This window comes from Sphingomonas sp. PEI4 (assembly GCF_056679955.1).
Genome location: NZ_CM155258.1, coordinates 2,817,501 through 2,840,435, shown reverse-complemented (window position 1 = coordinate 2,840,435; position 22,935 = coordinate 2,817,501). Strand labels below are relative to the sequence as shown.

General features: G+C 62.1%; 16 protein-coding genes, 1 tRNA gene, 2 rRNA genes and 1 pseudogene (1 of these 20 cut by a window edge). 12 read left to right on the top strand and 8 right to left on the bottom strand.

The genetic code is table 11. The features are described from left to right. Positions 1-54: 54 nt before the first annotated feature. The 5 genes from AC1MLZ_RS13220 to AC1MLZ_RS13200 all read left to right on the top strand — a co-directional run bounded on the left by AC1MLZ_RS13220 (position 55) and on the right by AC1MLZ_RS13200 (position 7,085). Positions 55-939, top strand: coding sequence for a LysR family transcriptional regulator (locus AC1MLZ_RS13220; RefSeq protein ID WP_480958869.1), 885 nt, complete (start codon positions 55-57; stop codon positions 937-939). A gap of 204 nt (positions 940-1,143) precedes the next feature. After that, entirely contained in the window at positions 1,144-1,725 is a 582-nt protein-coding gene (locus AC1MLZ_RS13215; RefSeq protein ID WP_480958868.1) for an RNA polymerase sigma factor, read from the top strand. Beyond that, a complete protein-coding gene (locus tag AC1MLZ_RS13210; RefSeq protein WP_480958867.1) occupies positions 1,688-2,716 on the top strand; it encodes a FecR family protein in 1,029 nt (342 codons plus the stop codon). The genes AC1MLZ_RS13215 and AC1MLZ_RS13210 overlap by 38 nt, the downstream gene beginning before the upstream one ends. Positions 2,717-2,814: 98 nt before the next feature. After that, entirely contained in the window at positions 2,815-5,682 is a 2,868-nt protein-coding gene (locus AC1MLZ_RS13205) for a TonB-dependent receptor (RefSeq protein ID WP_480958866.1), read from the top strand. Next, entirely contained in the window at positions 5,679-7,085 is a 1,407-nt protein-coding gene (locus tag AC1MLZ_RS13200) for a purple acid phosphatase family protein (RefSeq protein ID WP_480958865.1), read from the top strand. The genes AC1MLZ_RS13205 and AC1MLZ_RS13200 overlap by 4 nt, the downstream gene beginning before the upstream one ends. A gap of 79 nt (positions 7,086-7,164) precedes the next feature. Here AC1MLZ_RS13200 and asd read toward each other — a convergent pair whose 3' ends face one another. Next, entirely contained in the window at positions 7,165-8,016 is an 852-nt protein-coding gene (gene asd, locus AC1MLZ_RS13195; protein WP_480958864.1) for an archaetidylserine decarboxylase, read from the bottom strand. A 271-nt stretch (positions 8,017-8,287) separates the two neighbouring features. Further along, on the bottom strand, positions 8,288-8,965 hold the full coding sequence (locus AC1MLZ_RS13190; protein WP_480958863.1) for a glutathione S-transferase: 678 nt from the start codon (positions 8,963-8,965) through the stop codon (positions 8,288-8,290). 139 nt (positions 8,966-9,104) lie between these two features. Here AC1MLZ_RS13190 and AC1MLZ_RS13185 point away from each other — a divergent pair, with 139 nt between their 5' ends. Further along, positions 9,105-9,641, top strand: a complete 537-nt coding sequence (locus AC1MLZ_RS13185; protein ID WP_480958862.1) for a TetR/AcrR family transcriptional regulator — start codon at positions 9,105-9,107, stop codon at positions 9,639-9,641. A gap of 275 nt (positions 9,642-9,916) precedes the next feature. Further along, the gene (locus tag AC1MLZ_RS13180; protein WP_480958861.1) at positions 9,917-10,960 is read left to right on the top strand and encodes an NAD-dependent epimerase/dehydratase family protein; all 1,044 of its coding nucleotides are present in this window, start codon (positions 9,917-9,919) and stop codon (positions 10,958-10,960) included. Positions 10,961-11,229: 269 nt separating this feature from the next. Here AC1MLZ_RS13180 and AC1MLZ_RS13175 read toward each other — a convergent pair whose 3' ends face one another. The 3 genes from AC1MLZ_RS13175 to AC1MLZ_RS13165 all read right to left on the bottom strand — a co-directional run bounded on the left by AC1MLZ_RS13175 (position 11,230) and on the right by AC1MLZ_RS13165 (position 14,486). Then, positions 11,230-12,249: an acetamidase/formamidase family protein gene (locus tag AC1MLZ_RS13175; RefSeq protein WP_480958860.1), complete on the bottom strand. Its 1,020-nt coding sequence runs from the start codon at positions 12,247-12,249 to the stop codon at positions 11,230-11,232. A 4-nt stretch (positions 12,250-12,253) separates the two neighbouring features. Then, a complete protein-coding gene (locus AC1MLZ_RS13170) occupies positions 12,254-14,143 on the bottom strand; it encodes a gamma-glutamyltransferase family protein (protein ID WP_480958859.1) in 1,890 nt (629 codons plus the stop codon). A gap of 133 nt (positions 14,144-14,276) precedes the next feature. Further along, entirely contained in the window at positions 14,277-14,486 is a 210-nt protein-coding gene (locus AC1MLZ_RS13165; RefSeq protein WP_480958858.1) for a hypothetical protein, read from the bottom strand. A gap of 1,218 nt (positions 14,487-15,704) precedes the next feature. On the opposite strand from AC1MLZ_RS13165, the gene AC1MLZ_RS13160 reads away from it, so the two are divergent. The 5 genes and pseudogenes from AC1MLZ_RS13160 (at position 15,705) to AC1MLZ_RS13140 (ending at position 20,366) form a co-directional block, all read left to right on the top strand. Further along, positions 15,705-16,739 carry an acyltransferase family protein gene (locus AC1MLZ_RS13160; protein ID WP_480958857.1) on the top strand — a complete coding sequence of 345 codons (1,035 nt, stop codon included), beginning with the start codon at positions 15,705-15,707 and terminating at the stop codon, positions 16,737-16,739. Between the two features lie 4 nt (positions 16,740-16,743). Continuing rightward, on the top strand, positions 16,744-17,325 hold the full coding sequence (locus AC1MLZ_RS13155) for a hypothetical protein (RefSeq protein ID WP_480958856.1): 582 nt from the start codon (positions 16,744-16,746) through the stop codon (positions 17,323-17,325). A 609-nt stretch (positions 17,326-17,934) separates the two neighbouring features. Continuing rightward, positions 17,935-18,756, top strand: a pseudogene (locus AC1MLZ_RS13150) (IS5 family transposase). Positions 18,757-18,895: 139 nt separating this feature from the next. Continuing rightward, on the top strand, positions 18,896-19,675 hold the full coding sequence (locus tag AC1MLZ_RS13145; protein WP_480958855.1) for a hypothetical protein: 780 nt from the start codon (positions 18,896-18,898) through the stop codon (positions 19,673-19,675). Between the two features lie 100 nt (positions 19,676-19,775). Then, complete coding sequence (locus AC1MLZ_RS13140) at positions 19,776-20,366, top strand: recombinase zinc beta ribbon domain-containing protein (RefSeq protein ID WP_480958854.1); 591 nt, start codon at positions 19,776-19,778, stop codon at positions 20,364-20,366. Between the two features lie 204 nt (positions 20,367-20,570). Here the strand turns inward: AC1MLZ_RS13140 and AC1MLZ_RS13135 are convergent. From AC1MLZ_RS13135 to AC1MLZ_RS13125, 3 genes are all read right to left on the bottom strand, one after another. Beyond that, positions 20,571-20,647: transfer RNA gene (locus AC1MLZ_RS13135), tRNA-Met, on the bottom strand. Between the two features lie 83 nt (positions 20,648-20,730). Next, a 5S ribosomal RNA gene (rrf, locus tag AC1MLZ_RS13130) occupies positions 20,731-20,845 on the bottom strand. 251 nt (positions 20,846-21,096) lie between these two features. Next, positions 21,097-22,935 (bottom strand): 23S ribosomal RNA (locus AC1MLZ_RS13125) (it continues 957 nt past the right edge of the window).

Here is a 22,935-nt window from a genome sequence, read left to right as displayed (position 1 = left end):
GCGGCGGGAAACTCGAAAATTGCCGAAGATCGTTGGCCTGCTATACGTTTATCGATGAACGGCGATCCTGATTGGGCCCTATACCGGACTTTACTGGCGGTCCTCAACGAGGGGTCGCTATCGGCAGCTGCTCGCAGCCTCGGACTGACGCAGCCGACCGTTGCTCGCCATGTCGATGCTCTGGAGGCGGCGCTGGGCGCCGACCTGTTCGTGCGCTCTCAGCGCGGGCTGGATCCGACTGACCTTGCCCACTCACTTCGATCGCACGCGCAGATTATGGCCACCACGGCGGCCGCGCTACTGCGCACCGCGAGCGGAACGCTCGGCAGCGTCGCCGGCACGGTTCGGATCAGCGCCAGCGACGTCGTCGGCGTCGAACATCTGCCGCCGATCCTGGCGCGGCTGCGGCGCGACCATCCGGCGCTTGTCATCGAGCTGATGCTGTCGGACCGTGTCGATGATCTGCTCGCTCGCGAGGCGGATATTGCCGTTCGCATGACCGAGCCGAAGCAGACCGCGCTGCTCGCGCGCCGGCTGGCTCCGGTCGAGATCGGTTTCCACGCGCACCGCAGCTATCTCGAGCAGCGCGGGACGCCGGCGAGCATGGCAGACCTCTCCGCGCATGATCTTATCGGGTACGATGCCGAAACGCCGGCGCTGCGCGCGATGGCCGAGCAATTGTCACCGCTCGATCGGCAAGGCTTCGCGCTCAGGACTGACAGCAACCTTGCCCAACTTGCCGCCATTCGCGCCGGATTCGGCATCGGCCTGTGCCAGTCCGCGATCGCGCAGCGCGACCGGGCGCTGGTTCGGGTTCTTCCCGCGATCGCACTGCGCCTGCCACTCTGGATCGTCATGCACGAAGACCTGAAAACCAGCGCACGATTCCGTACTGTGTTCGACGCTTTGGTCGCGGGCTTGGGCAAGGAGGTGGTTTAAGTCCCGCTCGAGCGTGAATGCTTCACTCTGTTCGGTGGACTGTAAGCCTTAGCCAAGTCGTGCGTGTGGGCTCCCAAGACCCAAAAGTGGTCGCTCAGAGCGCCTCGCCTCCTCGCCAGCACCGGAAGTTCGTTCAGGCCTTATGCTCATCCATACCAAAGCAGTGCCACATTAGTTTCACGGTGCGCCGCTAGGCGGTTCTCGATGGCACATACTCATGGATGCTCCCGCCACGCCGATGTCATAGACTGGCTTGCGGTTTGCATCATACCTCACGAGGCTGGTGTCCGGGGCTGGCTCCGCCGTCTTCCGGCAGGGTTGGAAGAGGACGATCTCATCCAGGAAGCCTATTGCCGCCTGTCGCAGTTGCCCGACTACCAATCTGTGACCGATCCCCGTTCCTACTTCTTCACCACCGTGCGTAATCTCCTGCGTGAGCATGTTCGTCGCCAGCAGGTCGTCCATATCCTGCACCTGGCCGATCTTGATGGTTTCGAAGCAATCGATGAGGCACCTTCGCCCGAAGATGTGACCGCAGGCAAGCGCGAGTATCAACGCCTTCATGCCATCATCAACGATCTGCCGGCGATATGTCGGCAAGTCTTCGTCCTGCGCAAGATCGAGAATCTTTCGCAGCGGTCCGTCGCCAGGCGACTGGACGTCACCGAGAATGTCGTGGAAAAACGTACCGCGCAGGGGCTGAGGCTTGTTCTCAAAGCCTGGACCAGCCCTGCAAGGCGCCACGCGAATGAACATCTGGAACCCGATGCCCGACGCTGGAAATGATATCGACCGGCAGGCCAGCGAGTGGGTCGTTCGCGTGGCCGAAGACAGGCTTGCTCAGGCTGACGCTATTTACCTCGAGCAATGGCTGAATGCCGACACGCGCCACCGAGGCGCGTTCGTTCGTGCTCAGGCCGGCATGCGCGCGCTGGAGCGCGCCTTGCCGCTACGATCTGCTATCAACCAGCCTATAGCGACAGCAATCGCGCTCTTCCCTGGCCCGCCGAGTGAGATAGCGGCGCACGTCAACAAGACGCCTACCCGTCGTAATCTACTCGTCGGCGCCGGAGCGCTGGCCGCCAGCGTCATCGGCGGCGTAGCCCTGCTCCCGCTGCTGCGCACCGCGCGATATGGCAGCGGCATCGGGGAGGTCCGGCGCGTCGCGTTGGAGGACGGATCGATCGCAACGATCGGTAGTCGCAGCGCGCTGGTAACCGATATGTCCGATGCGGAACGGCGCGTCGTGATCAAGGAAGGGGAAGCCTGGTTCGACGTTTTGCCCAACCCGGCGCGGCCATTCCTTGTCTCGGCACGAGACGTCCAGGTTCGCGCGGTCGGCACTGCCTTTGCCGTCTCGGACCTGGACGACGGCATCGAGGTGATCGTTAGCGAGGGCGTTGTCGAGGTATGGCGTGGGGACGACCAGCGGCGCACACGCGTGCAGGAGGGCGAACGCCTCCGCTTCGCGCGCGATGGCTCAACATGGGCGGATGCGACTCCTAAGCCGGAGACGCTCGATGCAGCAGCCGTCACGCGGCTGTTGTCGTGGCGCGACGGCCTGATCATCCTTGATGCCGAAACGCTGGCCGATGCAGCCGCCCGCTTCAATCGTTACGGATCGATGCGCATCATTATCGCCGATCCCGAACTCGCCCGCGTCAGGCTGACAGGGCGCTTCAAGAGCAACGAGGTGCCCGCCTTTGCCCAGGCCGCTTCGACAGTCACAGGTGCAAGGGTGATGCAGGAAGGCAATACAATAACCTTATCAAGGTAGACGTTCTTCTTTGTCACTAAACTGAAACAAGAAAAGCGGCGGAAATTTAGAATTCAAGCATCCTCACTGTGTCGGATAAACGCACGGGGGAATTTTGAATGCCTAGTTATGTTGCATCGCGTGCCATGCTCTTGGCGGCGGCTGCCTGTATTACGATCTCTGCTACGCCGGCAGATGCGCGATCGCTGGGCTTCAATATCGGGCCGCAGCCACTGCGGGAGGCACTTAACAGCTTTGGTCAACAGTCGGGTATGCAGGTACTCGCCGCCGACGATATTCTCGCCGGACGCCAGGGCGGAGCGGTTCGCGGCAGCTATGACGCCCGCGTGGCGCTGGAACGGCTGCTCGCGGGAAGCGGCGTCGTCATATCGTCCTATGACGGCCGCACCGTCACGCTTCAGGCGAGTGCGCCTTCCCCTTTGGCCGCAGGGCGCAGCGCCGATGACGAGCTGCAGACGCCGGGTGCCGAAGAAATCGTCATCACCGCCAATCCCATCAAGGACAGCATCGGCCGTTCGCTCGCCGAACAGCGCGCCGCGTCCAACGTCGTCAGCGTGATCGCCGCCGACACGATCGGGCGTTTTCCCGACCAGACCGCGGCCGCAGCCCTGTCCCGCCTTCCCGGGGTCGCCGTGCAGCGGGATCAGGGTCAGGAACGCTATATCCAGGTGCGCGGCGCGCCTGCGCGGTGGACGACGGTGGCGTTCAACGGTGTCGACGTGCTGGGCGCGGGCGACCGCGTCTTCCGGTTCGACTCCGTTCCGTCGACGATTATCAATTCCGTGGTCGTCAACAAGACTCTGACGGCCGATATGCCGGCGGAATCGCTGGCAGGCCGCGTCGACATCAAGACCTATGCTCCGCTCGACAATCCGGGCCTGCATTTCGACGCTACGGGCGGGCTTGGCTTCGTCACTGTCGGCAATGGACCGCAGGAGCAGTTCGGCGGTCGCGCAAGCTGGGCCAATGACAAGATCGGGATCGTCGTCGGCGGGTCGCATTTCCAGTTCGAGCAACAGACCGACAATGCCGAACCGCGCTACGATGCGCTGGGCATCTCGCAGTTGCGCACCGCCACCTATGTCGTGACACGCGAAACGAACTCACTGTCCGGCACCATCCAGTATGAGCCCGCCCCTGGGCACCGCATCTCCGCGACGTCACTCTATTCCGAGTTCATCGATCACGAGACGCGCAACCAATATACTTTCTATCCGGCGGCCGGAAAGGGAACCCGAGACTTCAAGAACGGCAAACTCAACGATGTCGAGGTGCGCGGTCTGTTCCAGGACGGGCGTTCGTGGCGCAACACATTCTATAACGTACTCCACGGCGACCACGCGTTCGGCAGCGATTTCGAGCTGCATTGGGATGCGGGGTATACCGAGACCGAAGCATCGTCGGACGGTCCGCTGGTCGAGCAACGCCAGTCCGCGGCCCAGCGCGTGTCGCTCGGCTATGCGGTCGGGAAGAACAATCTACCTACTGTCACGCTTTACGACTCCACGGGCGGCGTCAGGAGCGCGCTCGACCAATATGCCTTCAATGAGGATCGCATCTCGATCTCCGGATCGACACAGAAGACGAAGGATTACCTCGGCAAGTTCAACGGGCTTTATCGCTGGTCGAGTTTCGGCGCCGACGCGGTGCTGCGCTTCGGCGGTCAGTTCAACGATCGACGCTTCATGGCGACCGGCAGCTATTCGAACACGCTGCCCAACGGCACCATCGGTCAGGTGGTAAACCCGCGCGTCCTTGCGGCTTCACTCGGCGTCGCGTGGAATCCGCAGTCGACCATCACGCGCAACGCCGTCAACACCGCTTTCGATCGTGGGTTCACCTTCAATTTCATCGACAACCATGCACTGGGCGACCAGGCGCGTGCAGTTTTCGCCGCGATCAGCGCTGCAAATGCGGCAGGCGGGAATTATGCTTCGCCTAAGTTCGATCCGCTCGGCGCGTTCAGGATCAACGAGCGCATCGTCGCTGGCTATGTCGAGAACAGCTGGACCTGGGACAACGTCAATCTGCTGGCGGGCGTACGCGTCGAAAAGACCCGCAATCGCTCGAACGGTCTGCTGCTGAATGCTGGTACGGTCGCGCCGATCCGCTTCGACAATGACTACACCTTCGTGTTTCCGAGCCTCCATTTGAACGTGGACCTCAGCTCGACGCTCAAGGCGCGTGCTTCGTTTATCACCGGTTCGTCGCGGCCCAATTTCACGGATCTGAGCGCGACCACGACGATCAACGACGTCAACACTACCGTGTCGGGAGGCAATCCGTTCCTCAAGCCCGAGCAGGCCAGTGGATTCGACAGCTCGCTGGAATGGTATTTCGGCAAGTCGTCCATCCTTTCGGCCAACGGCTTCTATCGACGCGTAAAGGACGTTCTCTATTCGGCAACCCGGACGGTTGGCGACGACCGCTTCGACGGCGCCGGCCTCGATCGTTCGCGGTACAATTATTCGGCGATGTCCAACGGCGAAAAGGGCAAGCTGTACGGCGTCGAGTTCAATTATATCCAACCGTTCACCTTCCTCCCCGGCCCGCTGTCGGGTTTGGGCATGGAGGCTAACGCGACCTTCCTGGGGGGCAGTTTCCGGACGCCTGCGGGCACGAGCGTCGCATCACGCGAGCTAAGCTTTCCCGGCACCTCGAAGCGCCTGTTCGGGCTGACGGGCTTCTACGAGAAATACGGCGCGTCGGTACGCCTGAGCTGGCAGCATCGCAGCGGCTGGCTCGACGAGATCAGCGACGGACCGACCGGCGATCTGTATTGGGAGCCGACCAGCCGCCTCGATCTCTCCGCGCGCTACCAGCTAACCCGGCAGGTTTCGCTGAGTGTGGACGCCAACAACCTCACCAACGAGCCGGGCATCCGATATTTCGGTCGGGAAGACCGCCCCTATGAACGCGAGAGCTTCGGCCGCCGCTTCCTGTTCGGCGCGCGGGTGTCGATGTGAGGCGCGCGCGCGCCGCAATGCTGGGGGTGCTGCTGGTCGGTGGCATCGCCGCGGCACAAGCCAGCCCCGGTCGAGGGGGAGTGGCCGATGCTTCGGCGGACACCCTCCCCCATGTGCGGTTCCAGTCCACGCCGTGGCCCGACCGGATCGTCCTGACTCCGGCGTCCGATCCTTCGGTCGCCATGTCGGTCAGCTGGCGGACGGACGATGCCATGCGCGATGCCGAGCTGGAGCTGGCGACGGCACTGGACGGCCCCGGCAGCGAGCAGCGCGCGCACCGCTGGCGCGGCACGAGTACCGCGCTGGTTACGCAGAACGGCAGCGACCGCTACCACCACGTCGGGCTGACGGGCCTGCAACCTGACAGCCGCTATCTGTACCGGGTGCGGGGCAGCGGCGGGTGGAGCGAGTGGCGTCAATTCCGAACCGCTGCTGCGAGCGACCGGCCATTCACGATGCTCTATTTCGGCGACATCCAGAACCGGATCCTGAGCGAAGGCGCGCGGGTGCTCCGCGCCGCCTATGCGGCGACGCCGAACGTTGCGCTCGTCTTGCACGCCGGCGATCTCGTCGCACAGGGCAAGGAGAACCGGCACGATGATGACTGGGGTGAATGGTCGATGGCGAGCGGTCCGGTGCTCGGCTCCGTGCCGCAGATGCCGGTTGCCGGAAATCACGAATATCGTGAGGAGAAGGGTGCAGACGGCGCGCCGGTGCACGCTCTCGGCCCGCATTGGTCGGCGCAATTCGATCTGCCGGGCAATGGTGCCCCGGGCCTGAGCGCGACGACCTATTATATCGACTATCAAGGCGTTCGGCTGGTCGCGCTCGACGGAACCTCCGCACTGGAACACGGCACCGTTGCCGCGCAGGCCACGTGGCTTGATCAGGTGCTGAAATCGCGCGGCGACCGCTTTGCAATCGTATCGATGCACCAGCCTGTTTTCACCTGCGCGCGGCCGAACGACACTGAGGCATTCAAGCGCGTGCTGGTGCCGATCTTCGAGGCACGCAAAGTCGACCTCGTCCTTCAGGGGCACGATCACTGCTTTAGCAGGACGGGTGCAGCGAAGCCGGGTGAGACGCAGGGCCCGGTCTACATCGTCTCGGTCTCCGGGCCGAAGATGTATGGGCTGAACGCACGGGCTCCAAGCACTGCCGACCGGTTCGCCGCCGATACCCAGCTCTATCACCGGCTGGACATCGATCATCGCGCCGGAACGATCCACGTCCAGGCGCTGACACCCACCGGCACCGTCTATGACGATTTCACGTTGCTAAAGGATCGGGACCGCAGAAAGCTGATCGCTGGACGGCACAGCCCGGTGTCGCGCATCTGCCAGGACGAGCTAGGCCCTGATGGACTGCGTTGTGCGGGACGCGACGTCAGCACCGCGAGATGAGATGAAGTCCCGCTCCCTTGACGCTGATTTTGAGCGTTTAAAGGTGCCTTAGCGGCTGCCCTCGTATTTTCCAGCGGGATCAAACCGGGTGATCGCCCATGCGTTCGCCGAGCCGCACCGGCCGCGCTGGCATCCAGCTTTCATCAAATTCGATTGTTCCCTGCCGGAATAGCATCACGATCGTCGAGCCAAGCAGGAAGCGTCCCATTTCCTCGCCCTGTTCGAGAGCAATTTCTTGATCGGCATAGCGCCATTCCGTCGGCGTGCCGGTACGCTTCAAATTGACGGCGCCGTGCCAAGCGGTAGCTATGCTTCCGACGATGGTGGCTCCGACTAGCACCATCACGAATGTGCCGTGCTCCGAACTCTCGAATACGCACACGAGACGTTCATTTCGCGCGAACAGATTGGGCACGCCGCGTGCAGTGACAGCGTTCACTGAAAAAAGGCTGCCTGGAATGTAGCTCATACTGGTCAATCTGCCGGCGCACGGCATGTGGATACGGTGATAGTCACGCGTCGACAGATAAAGGTTCGCAAAACTGCCATGACGGAACTCCGCTGCCAATGTGCCGTCGCCGCCGATCAGTTCGGTCGTGGTGAACCGGTGTCCCTTGGCCTGCATGATGTGATGATCGTCGATTGCACCGACTTGGCTGATCGCGCCATCTACCGGGCAGACGAAGTCAGCATGCGATAATGGGCGAATGCCCTTCTTCAGAGGCCGCGAGAAGAAGTCATTGAAGCTGGCATAGCTGGCGATGTCCGGATTTTCAGCTTCGCTCATATCCACCCCGTATCTGGCGACGAACCAGCGGATCAGCCTGGTGGTCATCGCACCGCCCCGCGCTCTGGCGATACGACCAGCTAGAAGGGTCAGGCGCTGTTTTGGCAGGGCATATTGAAGCAGGACGGTAAAGCGATCGGACATCTTGAACCCTCGAATATGGGCCAGCGGATGTAACGATCGATTGTTCCGCTACGTGAGCGTCCCATCAGCACATCCCCGAGAGCTCCCGAGACGGCGCGCTCTCGAAAGTGCACGTGAAATCATCATATGGGGAGCATGGGCGGTCGCGTGAAACGGATAGTCGGGCTCGCGGAGGCTGCCGCGAGAACCGCAACAGAGCACGAAGATGAGGGCTGCATGAGGTGTGCTGGCGGCCCGCTGATACTGCGTGGGTCACTCCCCGCTATGCTTGTTAGACCGCCGGCCGCGATAGGTCTGCTGCTTCGCTGAGTAAATGCATCCCCTCCCAGTGTTGTACGCTTGAGCGTTCCAGCATCCGGGCATGCCAGGCATGAAGGCTATCAAGCTCGGTCGGGATCTGCAGCCCAACGATCTTTGCGAAGACGAATCCGGCAATCACCGTGATGTCTGCCATCGAGAAGGCGTTCCCCGCGACATACGGCTGATCCTTCAGGACCCCGTCGAAATAACGCGCGCCGCGTAGTGCCTTGTCGCGCATGCGCACGCCCCACTCCGCATTCTGATAGAGCTCGACGTCGGGTCCCAGACCTGCCGTGGCATGATGGAAATAGACGCTGATCGCATCGAGAAATTCGATCTCGGCGCGCTTGTTCATCATGTGGATCATGCCCTGGTCGCGCGCTGTCGTGCCAGTCAGCCGCGGGGCATCACCAAGAGCATCCAGATACTGCGTCATCGCGGTGCATTCGGCGAGATACGTGCCGTCCTCGATTTGGAGGACGGGCAGCGTGCCCGAATAATTCTTCGCGAGAAACTCGGGGCGTTTGTGCTCACCCGTCCAAAGGTCAACCGAAGTGAAATTGACGTGCGACGTAAGTCCGAGTTCGGCGACAGCGATGCGCACGCGCGAGGGATAGGGCCCATTGTACCAATCATAGATCATCAACATAGTCATCTCCACATTCTACCTGCCAGATGGTAGGCATAAAGCATCTATTTCTCCCCTCTGGCATCGTCAACGACTACCTGTCAGATGGTAGACGCACCGGTGAGGCGAAGAGATGAGATCCAATTCCAAAGACGCGATCTTGACCGCAGCACGCCTCGTCGCCCAGGCCCGAGGCTATGGTGGGCTGAATTTCCGCGACCTCGCAGACGCCGTCGGGATCAAAGCCGCGAGCATCTATTATCATTTTCCGAGCAAGGCTGATCTCGGCGCCGCGGTCGCCAAGCGCTATCGCGAGGACAATGCCGACGCCTTGGAGGCCCTTGCCGTTGAGACCGGCGATCCCTTCGTCTGCCTGAAACGCTATCCCGAAACGTTCCGTACGGCGCTGACGAACGACAACCGCATGTGCCTCGCAAGCTTCATGGCGGCTGAATATGACGAGCTGCCCCAGCCGATCAGGATCGAGATCCAAGCATTTTCAGATGTAAATGTCGCATGGCTCGCCGACCGCCTGACCGAAGCAAAGTTGGTGGACGCCGGTCACGCTAAGCCACGCGGGCGCGCCATCTTCGCAGCAGTCTCAGGCGCGCAGCTTATGGCAAGGAGCCGCGCTGATTTATCGCTGTTTGACCAAATTATCGCAAACTATCAGGATGCGGGTCTGCTGCCCATGTAGCGGGCGAAGCACCGCATTACCTATCGCGGCAAAGCCGCGGCCAAGATATGTTTGGCCTATTCGGAAGCTGTGCTCTTCGCGCGTTGGAAGGCTCGACCCAAAAGCGGTCAGTGGTGACAACCGTCCGTTCTCTCAGTTCCGGTCGTTCGTTCGTCAAGGTGCTGCGGCTGGCATCACATCGCCTTGAGTACGTTACCGCCAGAACCGATTGGTTGGATAGTTTGGCGGAGCGGATCGTTCCGTTAGGCTCCCCGCAATGATCCTGGAGCAGGTTTTTGACCAACGTTGCACTCGTCGCCGGTTCAGGCGGCATCATCGGCAAGGCTCTGCTCGAAGAGATCGCCGGAACGGAAGGCTGGCATGGGGTAGCCCTGTCGCGTCGTCATGGTGATGTTGTTGCCGATCTTAGCGACGCTGAGGCAAGCCGAACTGCACTGGCGAACGTGGGCAATGTCACCCACGTTTTTTATGCGGCCTATGGCCCGGGCGGCGGCCTGGCGGAGGAGGACGAGCGCAACTCGGCCATGCTCCGCAACCTGCTCGACGGTTTGGAGGCGGCCAGCGCCCCGATCGAGAGAGTGGTGCTCTATCAGGGGGCAAAAGTTTACGGCGTTCACCTCGGACCAGTAACGACGCCATTCTATGAGGACGAAAACCCGCGACCGATCGGGCCGAACTTCTATTTTACGCAGGAACGCGAGCTACAACGGCGTCGCGCCGCGGGTGGACCGGAATGGTCGATCCTGCGACCGGACGTTGTCGTTGGTGACGCAGCCGGCAATGCCATGAATATCGCGACGGTGATCGGCACCTACGCCGCATTGTCAGCCGCGGACGGGGCAGCGTTCCGTTTCCCGGGCTCCCGTATGACCTACGATGACTGTTTAGTTCAGGTGACGGATGCACATGCGCTGGCGCGCGCGAGCCTGTGGGCCGCTACTGCCAGTGAAGCGGCGGACCAGGCGTTCAACTACGTTCACCCGCCGTTCCGCTGGCGGCGCATGTGGGAAAAGGTTGCCCGGCATTTCGGTATCGAGACTGGCGAGCCTATCCCGTTCGCACTCGCTACCCATATGCCTGCCCTCGAGCCCGTATGGCGGCAGATATGCGCGGGCTTACTCCAGACCGATTTCACGAAGGCAGTGGGGTGGAGCTTTGGAGACTTCATCTTCGGCACCGAGGCCGATGTGATCTCCGACATGACCAAAATCCGCCTTGCCGGTTTCCACGAGGATCGCGACCCGGTTGACGCCCTGATCCGAGCAATCGAACGGCAACAAGCTGCCGGTGTGATTCCTCAAATCAAGCCGGCCAGTTAGCGGGCGCTGTAAGAGCTTGGTCGGGCGCTTCGCGGGTGAGATGGCAGCGCCCTTTGGCGGCTAACGGTCGCGGGTTGCCCCACAACCGGATGTCCAGCCCCCGCATCCGAGCGCCTGTTCCAACTTGGTCAGACGCTGGATCGGCGTGCGCCCCTCGAGCAGGATAAATCGAGGTCGTTTCTCAAGCTGAATTAGCATCGATCGTTCCGGTCCAGCGGTAGGTCTCTCTCGTGGCCCGCGGTTTCACGGACAACTGCAAGCCGTGAATGCTAGCGCCTCGTGAACAGCGCCTTGGGCAAGACGACGTGGACGCCCTTGTTGCGGTCGACGAGTTCGGTGATCTCGACATCGCCTGCGACGCTGATCAGCATGTAGGCATCGTCGCGCGTCATACCTTTCTCCGCGACAAGGAAATCGATCATGTTGCGCAGCGCCTTGCGTGTCGCATGGCTGAGATCGTCGTCAAAGCCCATCGCGATATAGGCCTTGGGCGTCTCGGCCCGCGGATAGGTGATCGCCGCCTTTTTGTGCAGTACGAACTCGAACGTGCCGGTCAACGAGGTCTCCAGCGCTGTGATATCGACCTCGCCATTGCCCTGCGCGGCATGACCGTCGCCGGCTTGGAACAACGCGCCGGGGGCAAAGACGGGCAGGAACAATGTCGTCCCCGCGACGAGCGCCTTGTCGTCCATGTTGCCGCCGTTGATCGTCGGTGGCGCGCTGTCGTAGCGGCCGAACGCAGGTGGCGGCGCAACACCCATGCTGCCGAAGAACGGCGCCAGCGGCACTTCGACGCCGGGCGCGAACAAGCCGACCATGCGCTTGGCATCGAGCGGGACGATCTTCATCCGCGCATAGGGGAAATCGTCGGTCAGGAACCCCGCCCCGTACCGGAACGCGTTATAGGCATAGGGTATCGCCAGATCGACCTTGCGGATGCGCACTTCCAGCATATCGCCGGGTTCCGCTCCGAAGATCGCAATGGGTCCGGTCAGGATATGGCCGCCGGGCCCCCGTGCGCTCGCCGGTACGCCGTCATAGACGGCACGAAGCGCAGGTTCGATCTGCGCGGGCGCGACACCGGCCTTTTCCAGACCCGCCGGACTGTTGGTCAGCAACGTATGAATCACCACAGTGTCGCCTGAGCGGATCGTCAGCACCGGCTTGTCGGTCGCATCGTAATGCCCCCAGGCGACCGTCTGCGGCGTCGCCTTCAATTCGTAGGTCGCAGCGCCCGCGGGCGTTGCCACGGCAGCCAGAGCGGCAAGGATCAGGTGGCGCATCGTCATCCTCTCAATATGCCAAAGCGCAGCCGTCGGCGCGCATCTCGCTTGCCGCGGCATACACGCGAGTTGCACCGTCCATGCGATGCTCGACGCATTCGTAGCGGCCAAAGCCACCATCAGGCTCGCCGATCGTCCAGCCGATCTCGGCCAGCCGCTGCTTCGTGACGGCAGGCACACCCGATTCCAGCCGCAGCAATCCACGCGCCCCCAGCCCGGCACCGTCTTCCCCCATCGATTGCGACGAGCCCTCGTGGTGCCAGCGGGGCGCATCGCCCGCCGACTGGACCTCGAGCCCGTAGTCGACGCGGTTGACGATGATCTGCGTCTGCCCCTGCGGTTGCATGTCGCCGCCCATCACACCGAAGCTCATCCAGGGATCGCTCCCACGCGTGGCGAACCCGGGGATGATCGTCTGGAATGGCCGCTTGCCGGGCGCGTATATGTTGGGGTGGCCATCCCGAAGGCTGAAAAGCTGCCCGCGATCCTGGAACATGAAGCCGAGACCATCGGCGACCAGCCCCGATCCCATGCCGCGGAAATTCGACTGGATCATCGACACCATCATGCCGTCCTTGTCGGCGCAGCTGAAATAGGTGGTGTCGCCGTGGCTGGGCGCCTGGCCGGGATGGAGGGGATCAAGGATCCGGTCAGGGCGGATCAGCTTCGCGCGCTGGCGGGCGTATTCCTTGGAGATCAGCCACTCGACCGGCACCTTGCTGAAATGCGGGTCGGCGTAGAAGCGCGCGCGGTCCTCATAGGCGAGCCGCTTGGCTTCCGCCTGCAAATGGATCGACAGCGGCGACTGAAAGCCTGCGTCACCGAGATCGAACGTCTCCAGGATGTTCAGCATCTGCAGCGTCGCGATGCCCTGCGTGTTGGCGCCGAGGGCATGCACCTCCACGCCGCGATAGCCCGTCTGGTGCGGTTCGATCCATTCCGACCGATGCGCGGCCAGATCCTCGAAGCGCAGCCAGCCGCCGATCCGCTTGAAGTAGCGATCGACGACACGGGCGATCTCGCCGGTGTAGAACGCGTCACGCCCGCCCGCTGCGATCGCGCGATAGGTACGCGCGAGATCGGGATTGCGGAACACCTGCCCGATCGCGGGGCCTCTGCCGTCCGCGAGGCCATAGGTCCGGAAGGCGTTCGCAGTCTCCTCGATGCCGTTACCCGGCCGACGAAATGCCGCCATGCTGCGGCGGATGTAATAGGCGATGATGTCCGGCACCGGCGCGCCCGCCTCGGCGTGCGCGATCGCGGGCTCGAAGAGCTGCGCCCAAGGCAGTCGGCCATAGCGTTGGTGCATCGTCCACCAGGCGTCCACCGCACCAGGCACCGACACGGAAACGGCGCCCAGCGGCGGCAGGGCACCGCCGCGTGCCCGGGACCGCACCGTTTCCAGACTCAGGCCACGCGGTGACGCGCCTGATCCGGCCAGCCCGACGACCTTGCGCTGCTTCGGATCCCAGATCATCGCGTAGGCGTCGCCGCCGATGCCACTCGATGTCGGCTCCAAGAAACCCAGGCACGCATTGATCGCGATCGCTGCATCGACCGCCGATCCACCTCGGCGCAGGATGTCGATCCCGGCCTGCGTCGCCAGCGGATGTGCGGTACCGGCAGCGCCGTTGAGGCCGTATGCGGCGGTCCGCGAGGCGAAACTCGCGCCGACCGGGCGATCCCCCGCTGCTACGTCGGGGCGACGGAAGCGGTCCTCGCCGACGATCCAGCGCGGCGGAAGCGCGGCGGTCGCCGGCTGAGGCGCACCGCCCTGTCCCGGTCCCGGGACACCCTGCTTTCCTGCGACCCCGCGCGCGGGTCGATCATCCTGGGCCATGCCAATGCGCGGCAACACTACGGCCCCCGGCAAGGCGGCAAGGAAAGTTCGACGACGCATAGAGGACGCTCCCGGTGCTGATACCCGATCCTCGCTGGCTCGGCAGGCGAGTGCAAGCAGTTGATACGGGCAGCGGCGCCGTCGCGCCCACTTACCGCAGGTGGACAGTCGCAATGGCCAAGCCGCTCGTCTTTCAGTCGCGCGGAGCGCGGGCGATCACTGCTTGGGCTGAACGAAGGCGGGCCTTCCATATCTTCACCGATGGATGCCCCGACGCCAGGCTGGCAAGCCGCCCTTCTATCTGCGCAGCCTCTCGCTTAGCTGCCTCAAGCTCGGCAGCTGTTGGTGCAGGTTGAATATTGGCGCGCGCGTGCGCGCCGGTGCGTCCCTTGCTCTTGGTCATGGGCCACCCGATGGTCTTAGATGCGGGACGCCGTCAATGAGGGATAGCATCGAAGACGCTGCGTCTCGCTACACGGACCCAATTGCGGTCGCTCATGCTTCCTTAGCAGCGGTCCAAAACTGGCCGTTTGTTCAGCTCTGATGCTGGTTTATTTCGGCTGAAGACAAGCCCGACCTTAATTGTGTTATCGCGTTATCTAACGGTCACGTCGCCCCCGCGAACGCGGAGGCACTGATCGCGGCATGGATGAGCCCGCCCGCCTGAGCGCCGACGTCTGGCCTCGCCAGATCGACGGTCGCCGTGATCAGCTCGTCGTCGCTGCCCACCACTCGGCCCGTTCTTCTATCTTATCGGGGAACAGCCACCAGCATCCATCTCGTGACAGATTAAGGTACCGCTCCCGCGATCACCCATGTTTTCGAACATCCTCTCGCCGGTCCCAGTGTGTCGGCTACGACTCGCGCGGGGCATCGCCTCGGTGACGATCAGCTTGACACGGCCATAGCAGGCGAGGATGCGACCAGGCTTCCATTGCGGATCGACGAAGGTCATGCCGGCCTGCTCGGCGGCGGCCTGCCAGCGACTGTTCACCTACGTCCGGTGATGGGGCATGAGCAGGATCTCGTCCGGCTGGGGCGGACCGCGGAACGAGATCAGGCAATCTGGCCAGCAGGGCCGCGCGGTCGGTCACGGACGCTTCGGGACGCCCGACCACGCTGGCGGTCAGCGGGCCGCGTACTGCGCAAGAGGTCCAGCGGGCGTAATCGTCGGGCAGTCGACCATAGGCGGCGCCCGAGCCAGAACGTACACCCGCTTGTCGGCGGTTTTAACATCGCGGAAACGGGCCTCGTCCAGCAGGCTGCCGATGCCGATTAGCACGGTATCGGCGCTGCCCGCACATTGTCTGGCGGCACTCTCGGCTAGATCAGTTCGTTCAGATCATCGCCAAAATTGCCGACGGCATGTAGTAGACGATGTGCACGTGTGTTCCCGTCTCAATCGTCGGTGAGCGCAATCAGGCACATCTGTCTTGGCACTGTCGCACCGCACCACGATTCCCCACGCAGGCGTGCCGGCGACAGGATCGGGAAGCACCGTGCTGCATTCGAGCTCACCGCAGAATTCCTGGCTTTTTCCGCTCACCGGAGCCGAACCACGCGACGCACCGATCCTTTGAGGGCGTCACGCCGTACCAACGATAGCCTATGCTGCGCCGCAATGAAGCGTTTGTTCGGTCTCCAATATCTGCGTGCGCTCGCCGCGTGCAGTGTCGTAGCGTATCACGCGGCCGACCGGGCGGGACTTTCGTTCGTCGCCGGTGAAGCAGGCGTCGACCTCTTCTTCGTGCTTAGCGGTTTCCTGATGTGGGCGATCACGGACGCGACGAGCCGTCCGGGCCGCTTTCTCGCCGATCGCGCTAGGCGAATCGTGCCGAGCTACTGGATCGTGACGTCCGTCATGCTCGCCGGCGCGATCGCCGGGCTCTTCCCGGCCGTCCGGCTCACGATTGCCCATATCGTCACGTCTTACGCATTCGTGCCGACGGTCTCACCTAGCAATGGTCAGGTCTGGCCTCTGCTCGTTCCGGGTTGGACACTTAACTACGAAGCAGGGTTCTACCTGCTGTTCGGCGCCGCACTCTGGCTGCGACGCCAGATACAGCTCGCGGCGCTGACGATCGTGCTGCTTGCGCTCGCGCTCCTGCATCCTCTGATCGATAGCGATCACGTCCTGCTACATTTCTATACGGATCCCCATATCGTTGAATTTCTCGGCGGCATGTGGCTGGCGCAGTGCTGGCGGAACGCGATGTTCGCGCGCGCGGTTGCCGGACCAATCTTCGTCGTGGCGACCTTGGCACTGTTCGTACTCGCGCGGGCTCTGCCGTTGGAATGGCCGAAGGCGGCGCGTTATGGCTTGCCCGCGCTCTCCGCTGTTGCCGCCATGCTTGCCTATGAACGGCGTCCCGCAGGTATCACCGATGTGCCTGCGCTCCGGCTTCTTGGAGATGCGAGCTATTCCATCTATCTTTGGCATGCGCTCGCCATGTCGGTGACAGCAATGATTGCGGCCAACCTTCACCTCTCCGCGACACTGGCTATCTCCCTTCATTTCGCAGCTGGGATGGCGACGGGGCTACTTGCCTATGTCATGATCGAAGGCCCCTTGATGGCGCACTACTTCCGATACCGTCGTCGACGCTCCCAAGGGCAAGGGTGTACCCGCGGACCGGCAAGTACCGGCCCTGAATAGGCTAATGAATGCCGACACGCTGAAGGCTGCAATGGCGGCGCTTGAGGACCACAACAGCGAAATGATCCTGCCGAGCACGCTCGCTGTGCGCAAGGCGAGGCACAGCGTCGGCGCTCTCACCAAATGGCAGATCGTCCAGATCAGTGCCGGCATCATCATCGCCCTTGCGGGAGGAATGGTGTGGAGCGACCTACTGGCGCGACCCGGACTGCTCTTCGCCAACGGGCTGCTCATCAATTTCTTCGGGGCAGCCATGATCGCTCTTGGAGTAGCCGGTCTCACCCATGCCGTGCGGGTTGATGTAGCCGCTCCCATCGTTGAAACCGAAGGGCATATGGCCCGGCTGCACCGGATCAAGCTGGTATCCGGCTGGATGGTCGGCGCGAGTTGGTGGGTGCTGTGGCTCCCCATTCACGGCCGTGTCCGTCCGGCTGCTGTGGGGCACGGACATGCTGGCTCCGATCGGCATCAGTGCGTGGCTCATCACGACCCTAGTGAGCGGGGTAGTTGGGTGGGCCGGCATGTGGGGACTGCGCCGCTGGGCGCTCCAGAACGGACGGACGCATCTCGCCACGCAGATGGATGACCTGATGACCGGCCGCAGCTTTCGGGAAGCGCATCAGCGGCTCGTTGAGGTTTCTCGCTTTGCAGCGGGTTAGTCGTTTAGAGAATGCGGGTTACATCCTGATCTCCCCCCAAAACGCGTTGACCGTTTGGGGATGCCTCGCCGATCTACCGAATGGCCGGAATGGGTCGAAAGGCTTTCGGCTGATCCCGACCGCGGGGACCCATGAGCAGACGTTCAGGTGCCCTTCCCCGCCTCCCAACTTCAGCCATTCGTTCATCGGGCTGGACGGCACCGCTCAGCGGCCGATCAGTTGCCTGGACGGCTTAAAAGGAGAGGAAAGCGGACGTCGCCAGAACGCAACTGCAGCGCGTACGGGTATACGTGGGTGCCTCGATCAGCAGCGAGGCCTTAGCTTTCGAGTGAGAGCCGAAACCCCTTTAGCGAGTAGGCCAGCAGCTAGCGCGATGATCGCCATGCCAGCAATCCAACGTGCTTTTGGAGCAACCGCGAAGCCCGACAACACCGTCCAGTAGGCCCCGAGGAACAGGAACAGCACGACGCCACAGCCGATCTCAAGGCCCCACGATAGAGGGTCTGATCCTCGATATCTGTCCGGTTCCATGCCATCTGCATACACAACGAGCCCAATTGTTGCGAACGTCAGCAATCGAGCCGCACCTGCCAAAGAACCAGCCTGGTGCCCGTCGGGTGGATGATCGGCGGATGATCTCGGGTATCGTCCACGTGTTGAAGGTCGGCTGTCGTTGGTGCGACTGCCCGGCAGACTATGGCCCGCCGACGACGATCTACAATCCTGTCCTGAGCCTGTCGAAGGGCGCTTCAACCGCTGGTCGCAACGAGGGTTCTGGCTGCAATTGCTCGCGGCGCTGGTCGACGCAGGCGTGGTGACCAAGAGCACCGCGATCGACAGCACGTACATCAAGATCCAGCGTGCGGCATTTGGCGCAAAAGAGCCTGCCCTGAGCGTGTCGAAGGAGGGCGCTCGACGCAAGCGGTTGGACGATCGCGTGGCGGCTGGACCACCAAAATCCATGCGCTCACCGATGTCGTCGGCCGTCCCCATGCCTTGATGCTGACGCCGGGCAACGTCAGCGACATCAAGGCTGCTCCCGCTCTGCTCAAACGCGCCGGGCGTATGCGATACCTGCTTGGCGACAAACCTGTCCTGAGCTTGTCGATGGGGGATACGACGCCGATCGCCTCCGCCGCGCGCTCCGTGAGGTAGGTGCCACGCCCGTCATTCCGGGACGCTGCAACCGAAAACGAGCCGTCCGCTACGACAACGAGCGATACCGCGCTCGCCACCTCGTGGAGAATGCCTTCTGCCGCCTCAAAGATTTTCGCCGCGTCGCAACTCGCTATGACAAGCTCGCCGTCAACTTCCTCTCAGCCGTGGCAATCGCAACCGCCATCGCGTTCTGGCTGTGAATGAGTCTAACCATAGGCGGACTGGCTCTCGCCATGTCCGGCTGCGCCACGCCGCCCGCTCCCGTGCAGCCGCCACCGGTTGTCGCGACGCTAACTCCGCCCCCCCCCCCCGCCGATGCCGGGAGGTGGCTATATCGGCATGAAGAGTCCGACCAAGCGCGCCGACGGCACCGATTTCACGCCCAATTTCGACAATACCGATCAGGCCGCCGTTTGGCATCTGCGCGACGCATTGAACCTCGCCGCGCTCGGCTGCGACCGGGCAGGTGGCGGGGTAGTCGAGCCTTATAATGCGTGGATCGAGACGCATGCCGCCGTGATCGGTCGCTACTACCAAGCCTACATTCGGGAATGGCAGGCGCCCGATTGGTGGGAGTGGCAGCGTGTCTATGATGACAATCAGACGCGCATCTACAATTTCTACGCGCAGCCGGCGATGCGGGCGGCCTTTCGCGCGGTGGCACGCGTGGAGATCGCGCAGGTCGGTCAGGTCGCCGATGACGATCTACCGGCCTTCGCCCGAACGGCTCTGCTACCGCTCGACCGCCCGTTCGTTGAATTCTACGCGGCCTATGGCGCATGGCGCGACTATTATCAGCCGGCTCCGCCACCGGTGGTGCGAACCATCGACGTACCCATTGTGGTGAGCCCGCCGGCCGCGATCGCGACGCTGGGCGGCAATGACACGGTTGCGGCCGACACCGAAACATCGCCGGCTCTTGCGCCCGCCGATGCCGCGATCCCCGCGCGCCCTTCGCCTCTGACGCTGAGCGGCAATGACACGGTGGCGGCTGACACCGAAACGTCGCCGCTCTTGCGCCCGGCGATGCCCGATCCCCGCGCCTCCTTCGCCTCCGTGACAGGTCGCCACCTTCGGCACGTCAGGGGTGAGGACGAAGCGCGCAACCATCGATCATGACGGGCTCCCTGGACGGGGTACCGGCCCCCGACCTGTGACCCCGCAAAACACGCCTTCCCCGCCTCGCCTGCCAGCTATTTGTAGCGGCTTTGATGCAATCATGCCACGCGAGACGAGCGCCGCTATGGGCGTAAACTGCCGGCAGCGCGGGGCTGGCACGACGGAAATGACCCGACGCCGGCGCCAGCCGAGTTCAGCGTCGCAGGCGGGCAAGCCGCGCGCGAAGCATCTGCTATCGCGCCTCATCCGATGTTCGATTTGCGGGTCGAGCTACACGATAAGCGGCAAGGACTATTATCGGTGTGCCGGCCAGAAGGAACGTGGCACCTGCACGAACACGATTTCCGTTCGTAAGGAACCCATCGAGACGGCGACCCTCGCCATCCTGCAAAGCCATCTCCTTTCGGAGGAACACGCGCGGATCTTCGTCGAGGAGTTTCAGCGAGAGGCAGCGCGGTTGGTCAGACTGGACAGCCACGCGGACGAAGCCGGGCAGGTCCGGCGTCAACAACTCGAGGTGGAGCTTTCCAACCTCACGCAAAATCTTCTGGGCGGCCTTGTCAGTCCCATCCTGATGGACATGATCTCGCACCGCGAAGCTGAACTCGCGCGGCTGTCGGCGCAGCGGCGCGCAAACCCGCGGATATCCTGCCGCATCCGGTCCTGCTGCAGCGCTTCAGCGAGAAGGTGACCGCGCTCCGGACGTCGCCGAACGGTGTCACTATCCGTTCCGAGGCGACGGCAGTGCTTGCGACGCTGATCGAGAGTGTGACGATCTACCCGCATGGCAAACATGGTCCCGAGGCCGGGTGGTGGCGAAGGTGTCGGATTTGCTGGCGTTTGCCGTGAACGACAACGCCGCCCGTGAGGGCGGCGGTTGTGGTATGTGAGGGGTTGGTTGCGGGGACAGGATTTGAACCTGTGACCTTCAGGTTATGAGCCTGACGAGCTACCGGGCTGCTCCACCCCGCGACATTCGCGTTAGCGAAGGGGGTATGAGACATGGTGAATGGGTTTTGAGCGTTCCTTGTTCGTATCGTCGCACGGGCTTCAATGCCTGGCGACGACCTACTCTTCCATCGCTTGAGCGATAGTACCATTGGCGCAGGCGGGTTTCACGGCCGAGTTCGGAATGGGATCGGGTGGGACACCGACGCTATAGCCACCAGGCAATGGAGCCGGTGCGACGATACGTTGGGGAATGCTTGGGTACCCCACTTTGGCTTTCGCCTTGGTGGGGTTTTAAAATCGATACCGTGCACGTTTTGGTTGCCAGCCTCTCGGAACACCGAGTGCTGGTGTATTTGAACCAATCCCTCGACGGCGAGGGGATTGGCAATCTGGCGTTCGACTTGGGTAATCATCCGCACGCATCTGATGGCTAGCTGGTGACCCAGTGTTGTCATTGATGGTGTGAGACTCTCAAGCGCGAATAGAGCAATTAGTATCGGTTAGCTCCATGCGTTACCGCACTTCTACATCCGATCTATCAACGTCGTGGTCTCCGACGGCTCTATGAAATCTTATCTCGAGGGAGGCTTCCCGCTTAGATGCTTTCAGCGGTTATCCCGTCCATACATAGCTACCCAGCTGCGCTCCTGGCGGAACGACTGGTACACCAGAGGTATGTTCAACCCGGTCCTCTCGTACTAGGGTCAACTCCTCTCAAATTTCGACGCCCACGGCAGATAGGGACCAAACTGTCTCGCGACGTTCTGAACCCAGCTCACGTACCACTTTAATTGGCGAACAGCCAAACCCTTGGGACCTGCTCCAGCCCCAGGATGTGATGAGCCGACATCGAGGTGCCAAACAACCCCGTCGATATGAGCTCTTGGGGGTTATCAGCCTGTTATCCCCGGCGTACCTTTTATCCGTTGAGCGATGGCCCTTCCACGAGGGACCACCGGATCACTATGACCGACTTTCGTCTCTGCTCGACTTGTCAGTCTCGCAGTCAGGCGGGCTTATGCCATTGCACTCTAACAGACGGTTTCCGACCGTCCTGAGCCCACCATTGCGCGCCTCCGTTACTCTTTAGGAGGCGACCGCCCCAGTCAAACTACCCGCCACAGAGGGTCCCTGTTCCGGCTTACGAAACGAGGTTAGACATCAGAAACAAACAGGGTGGTATTTCACCTATGGCTCCACATCAGCTGGCGCCGATGCTTCAAAGCCTCCCACCTATGCTACACAGTTTCTTCCTAATGCCACTCTGAAGCTGCAGTAAAGGTGCACGGGGTCTTTCCGTCTAACCGCGGGTACTCCGCATCTTCACGGAGAATTCAATTTCGCTGAGCATGTCCTGGAGACAGTGGGGAAGTCGTTACGCCATTCGTGCAGGTCGGAACTTACCCGACAAGGAATTTCGCTACCTTAGGACCGTTATAGTTACGGCCGCCGTTTACCTGGGCTTCATTTCAGAGCTTGCACCCCTCCACTTAACCTTCAGGCACCGGGCAGGCGTCAGGCCCTATACGTCGTCTTGAAGCCGACTTAGCAGAGCCCTGTGTTTTTGCTAAACAGTCGCTACCCCCTGGCCTGTGCCCCCTCAAAGTGCTTGCGCATAGTGAGGGCCTCCTTCTTCCGAAGGTACGGAGGCAATTTGCCGAGTTCCTTCAGGACACTTCTCTCAAGCGCCTTGGTATACTCTACCTGACCACCTGTGTCGGTTTCGGGTACGGTCTATACGGTGGGGCTATTTCCTGGAACCATTTCGAAGCCATCCCAATCCGATAAGGGATGACAACACACATGATCCGTCACACACCACCAGGCCCACGAATATTAACGTGGTTCCCATCGACTACCCCCTTCGGGCTCGTCTTAGGGGCCGGCTCACCCTGCGCGGATTAGCCTTGCGCAGGAACCCTTGGTCTTTCGGCGAGAGGGCATCTCACCCTCTTTATCGCTACTCATGTCTGCATTCGCACTTCCGATACCTCCACGACCCATTACCAGATCGCTTCACAGGCTTACGGAACGCTCCGCTACCGCGTACCATATAAATGGCACACCCTAAGCTTCGGCACGTATCTTGAGCCCCGTTACATCTTCGCCGCAGGACCTCTTGTTTAGACCAGTGAGCTGTTACGCTTTCTTTAAAGGATGGCTGCTTCTAAGCCAACCTCCTGGTTGTTTTGGAAGTCCCACATGCTTTCCCACTTAGATACGATTTGGGGGCCTTAGCTGTAGGTCAGGGCTGTTTCCCTTTTGACGACGGACCTTAGCACCCGCCGTCTGTCTCCCGCATATCACTC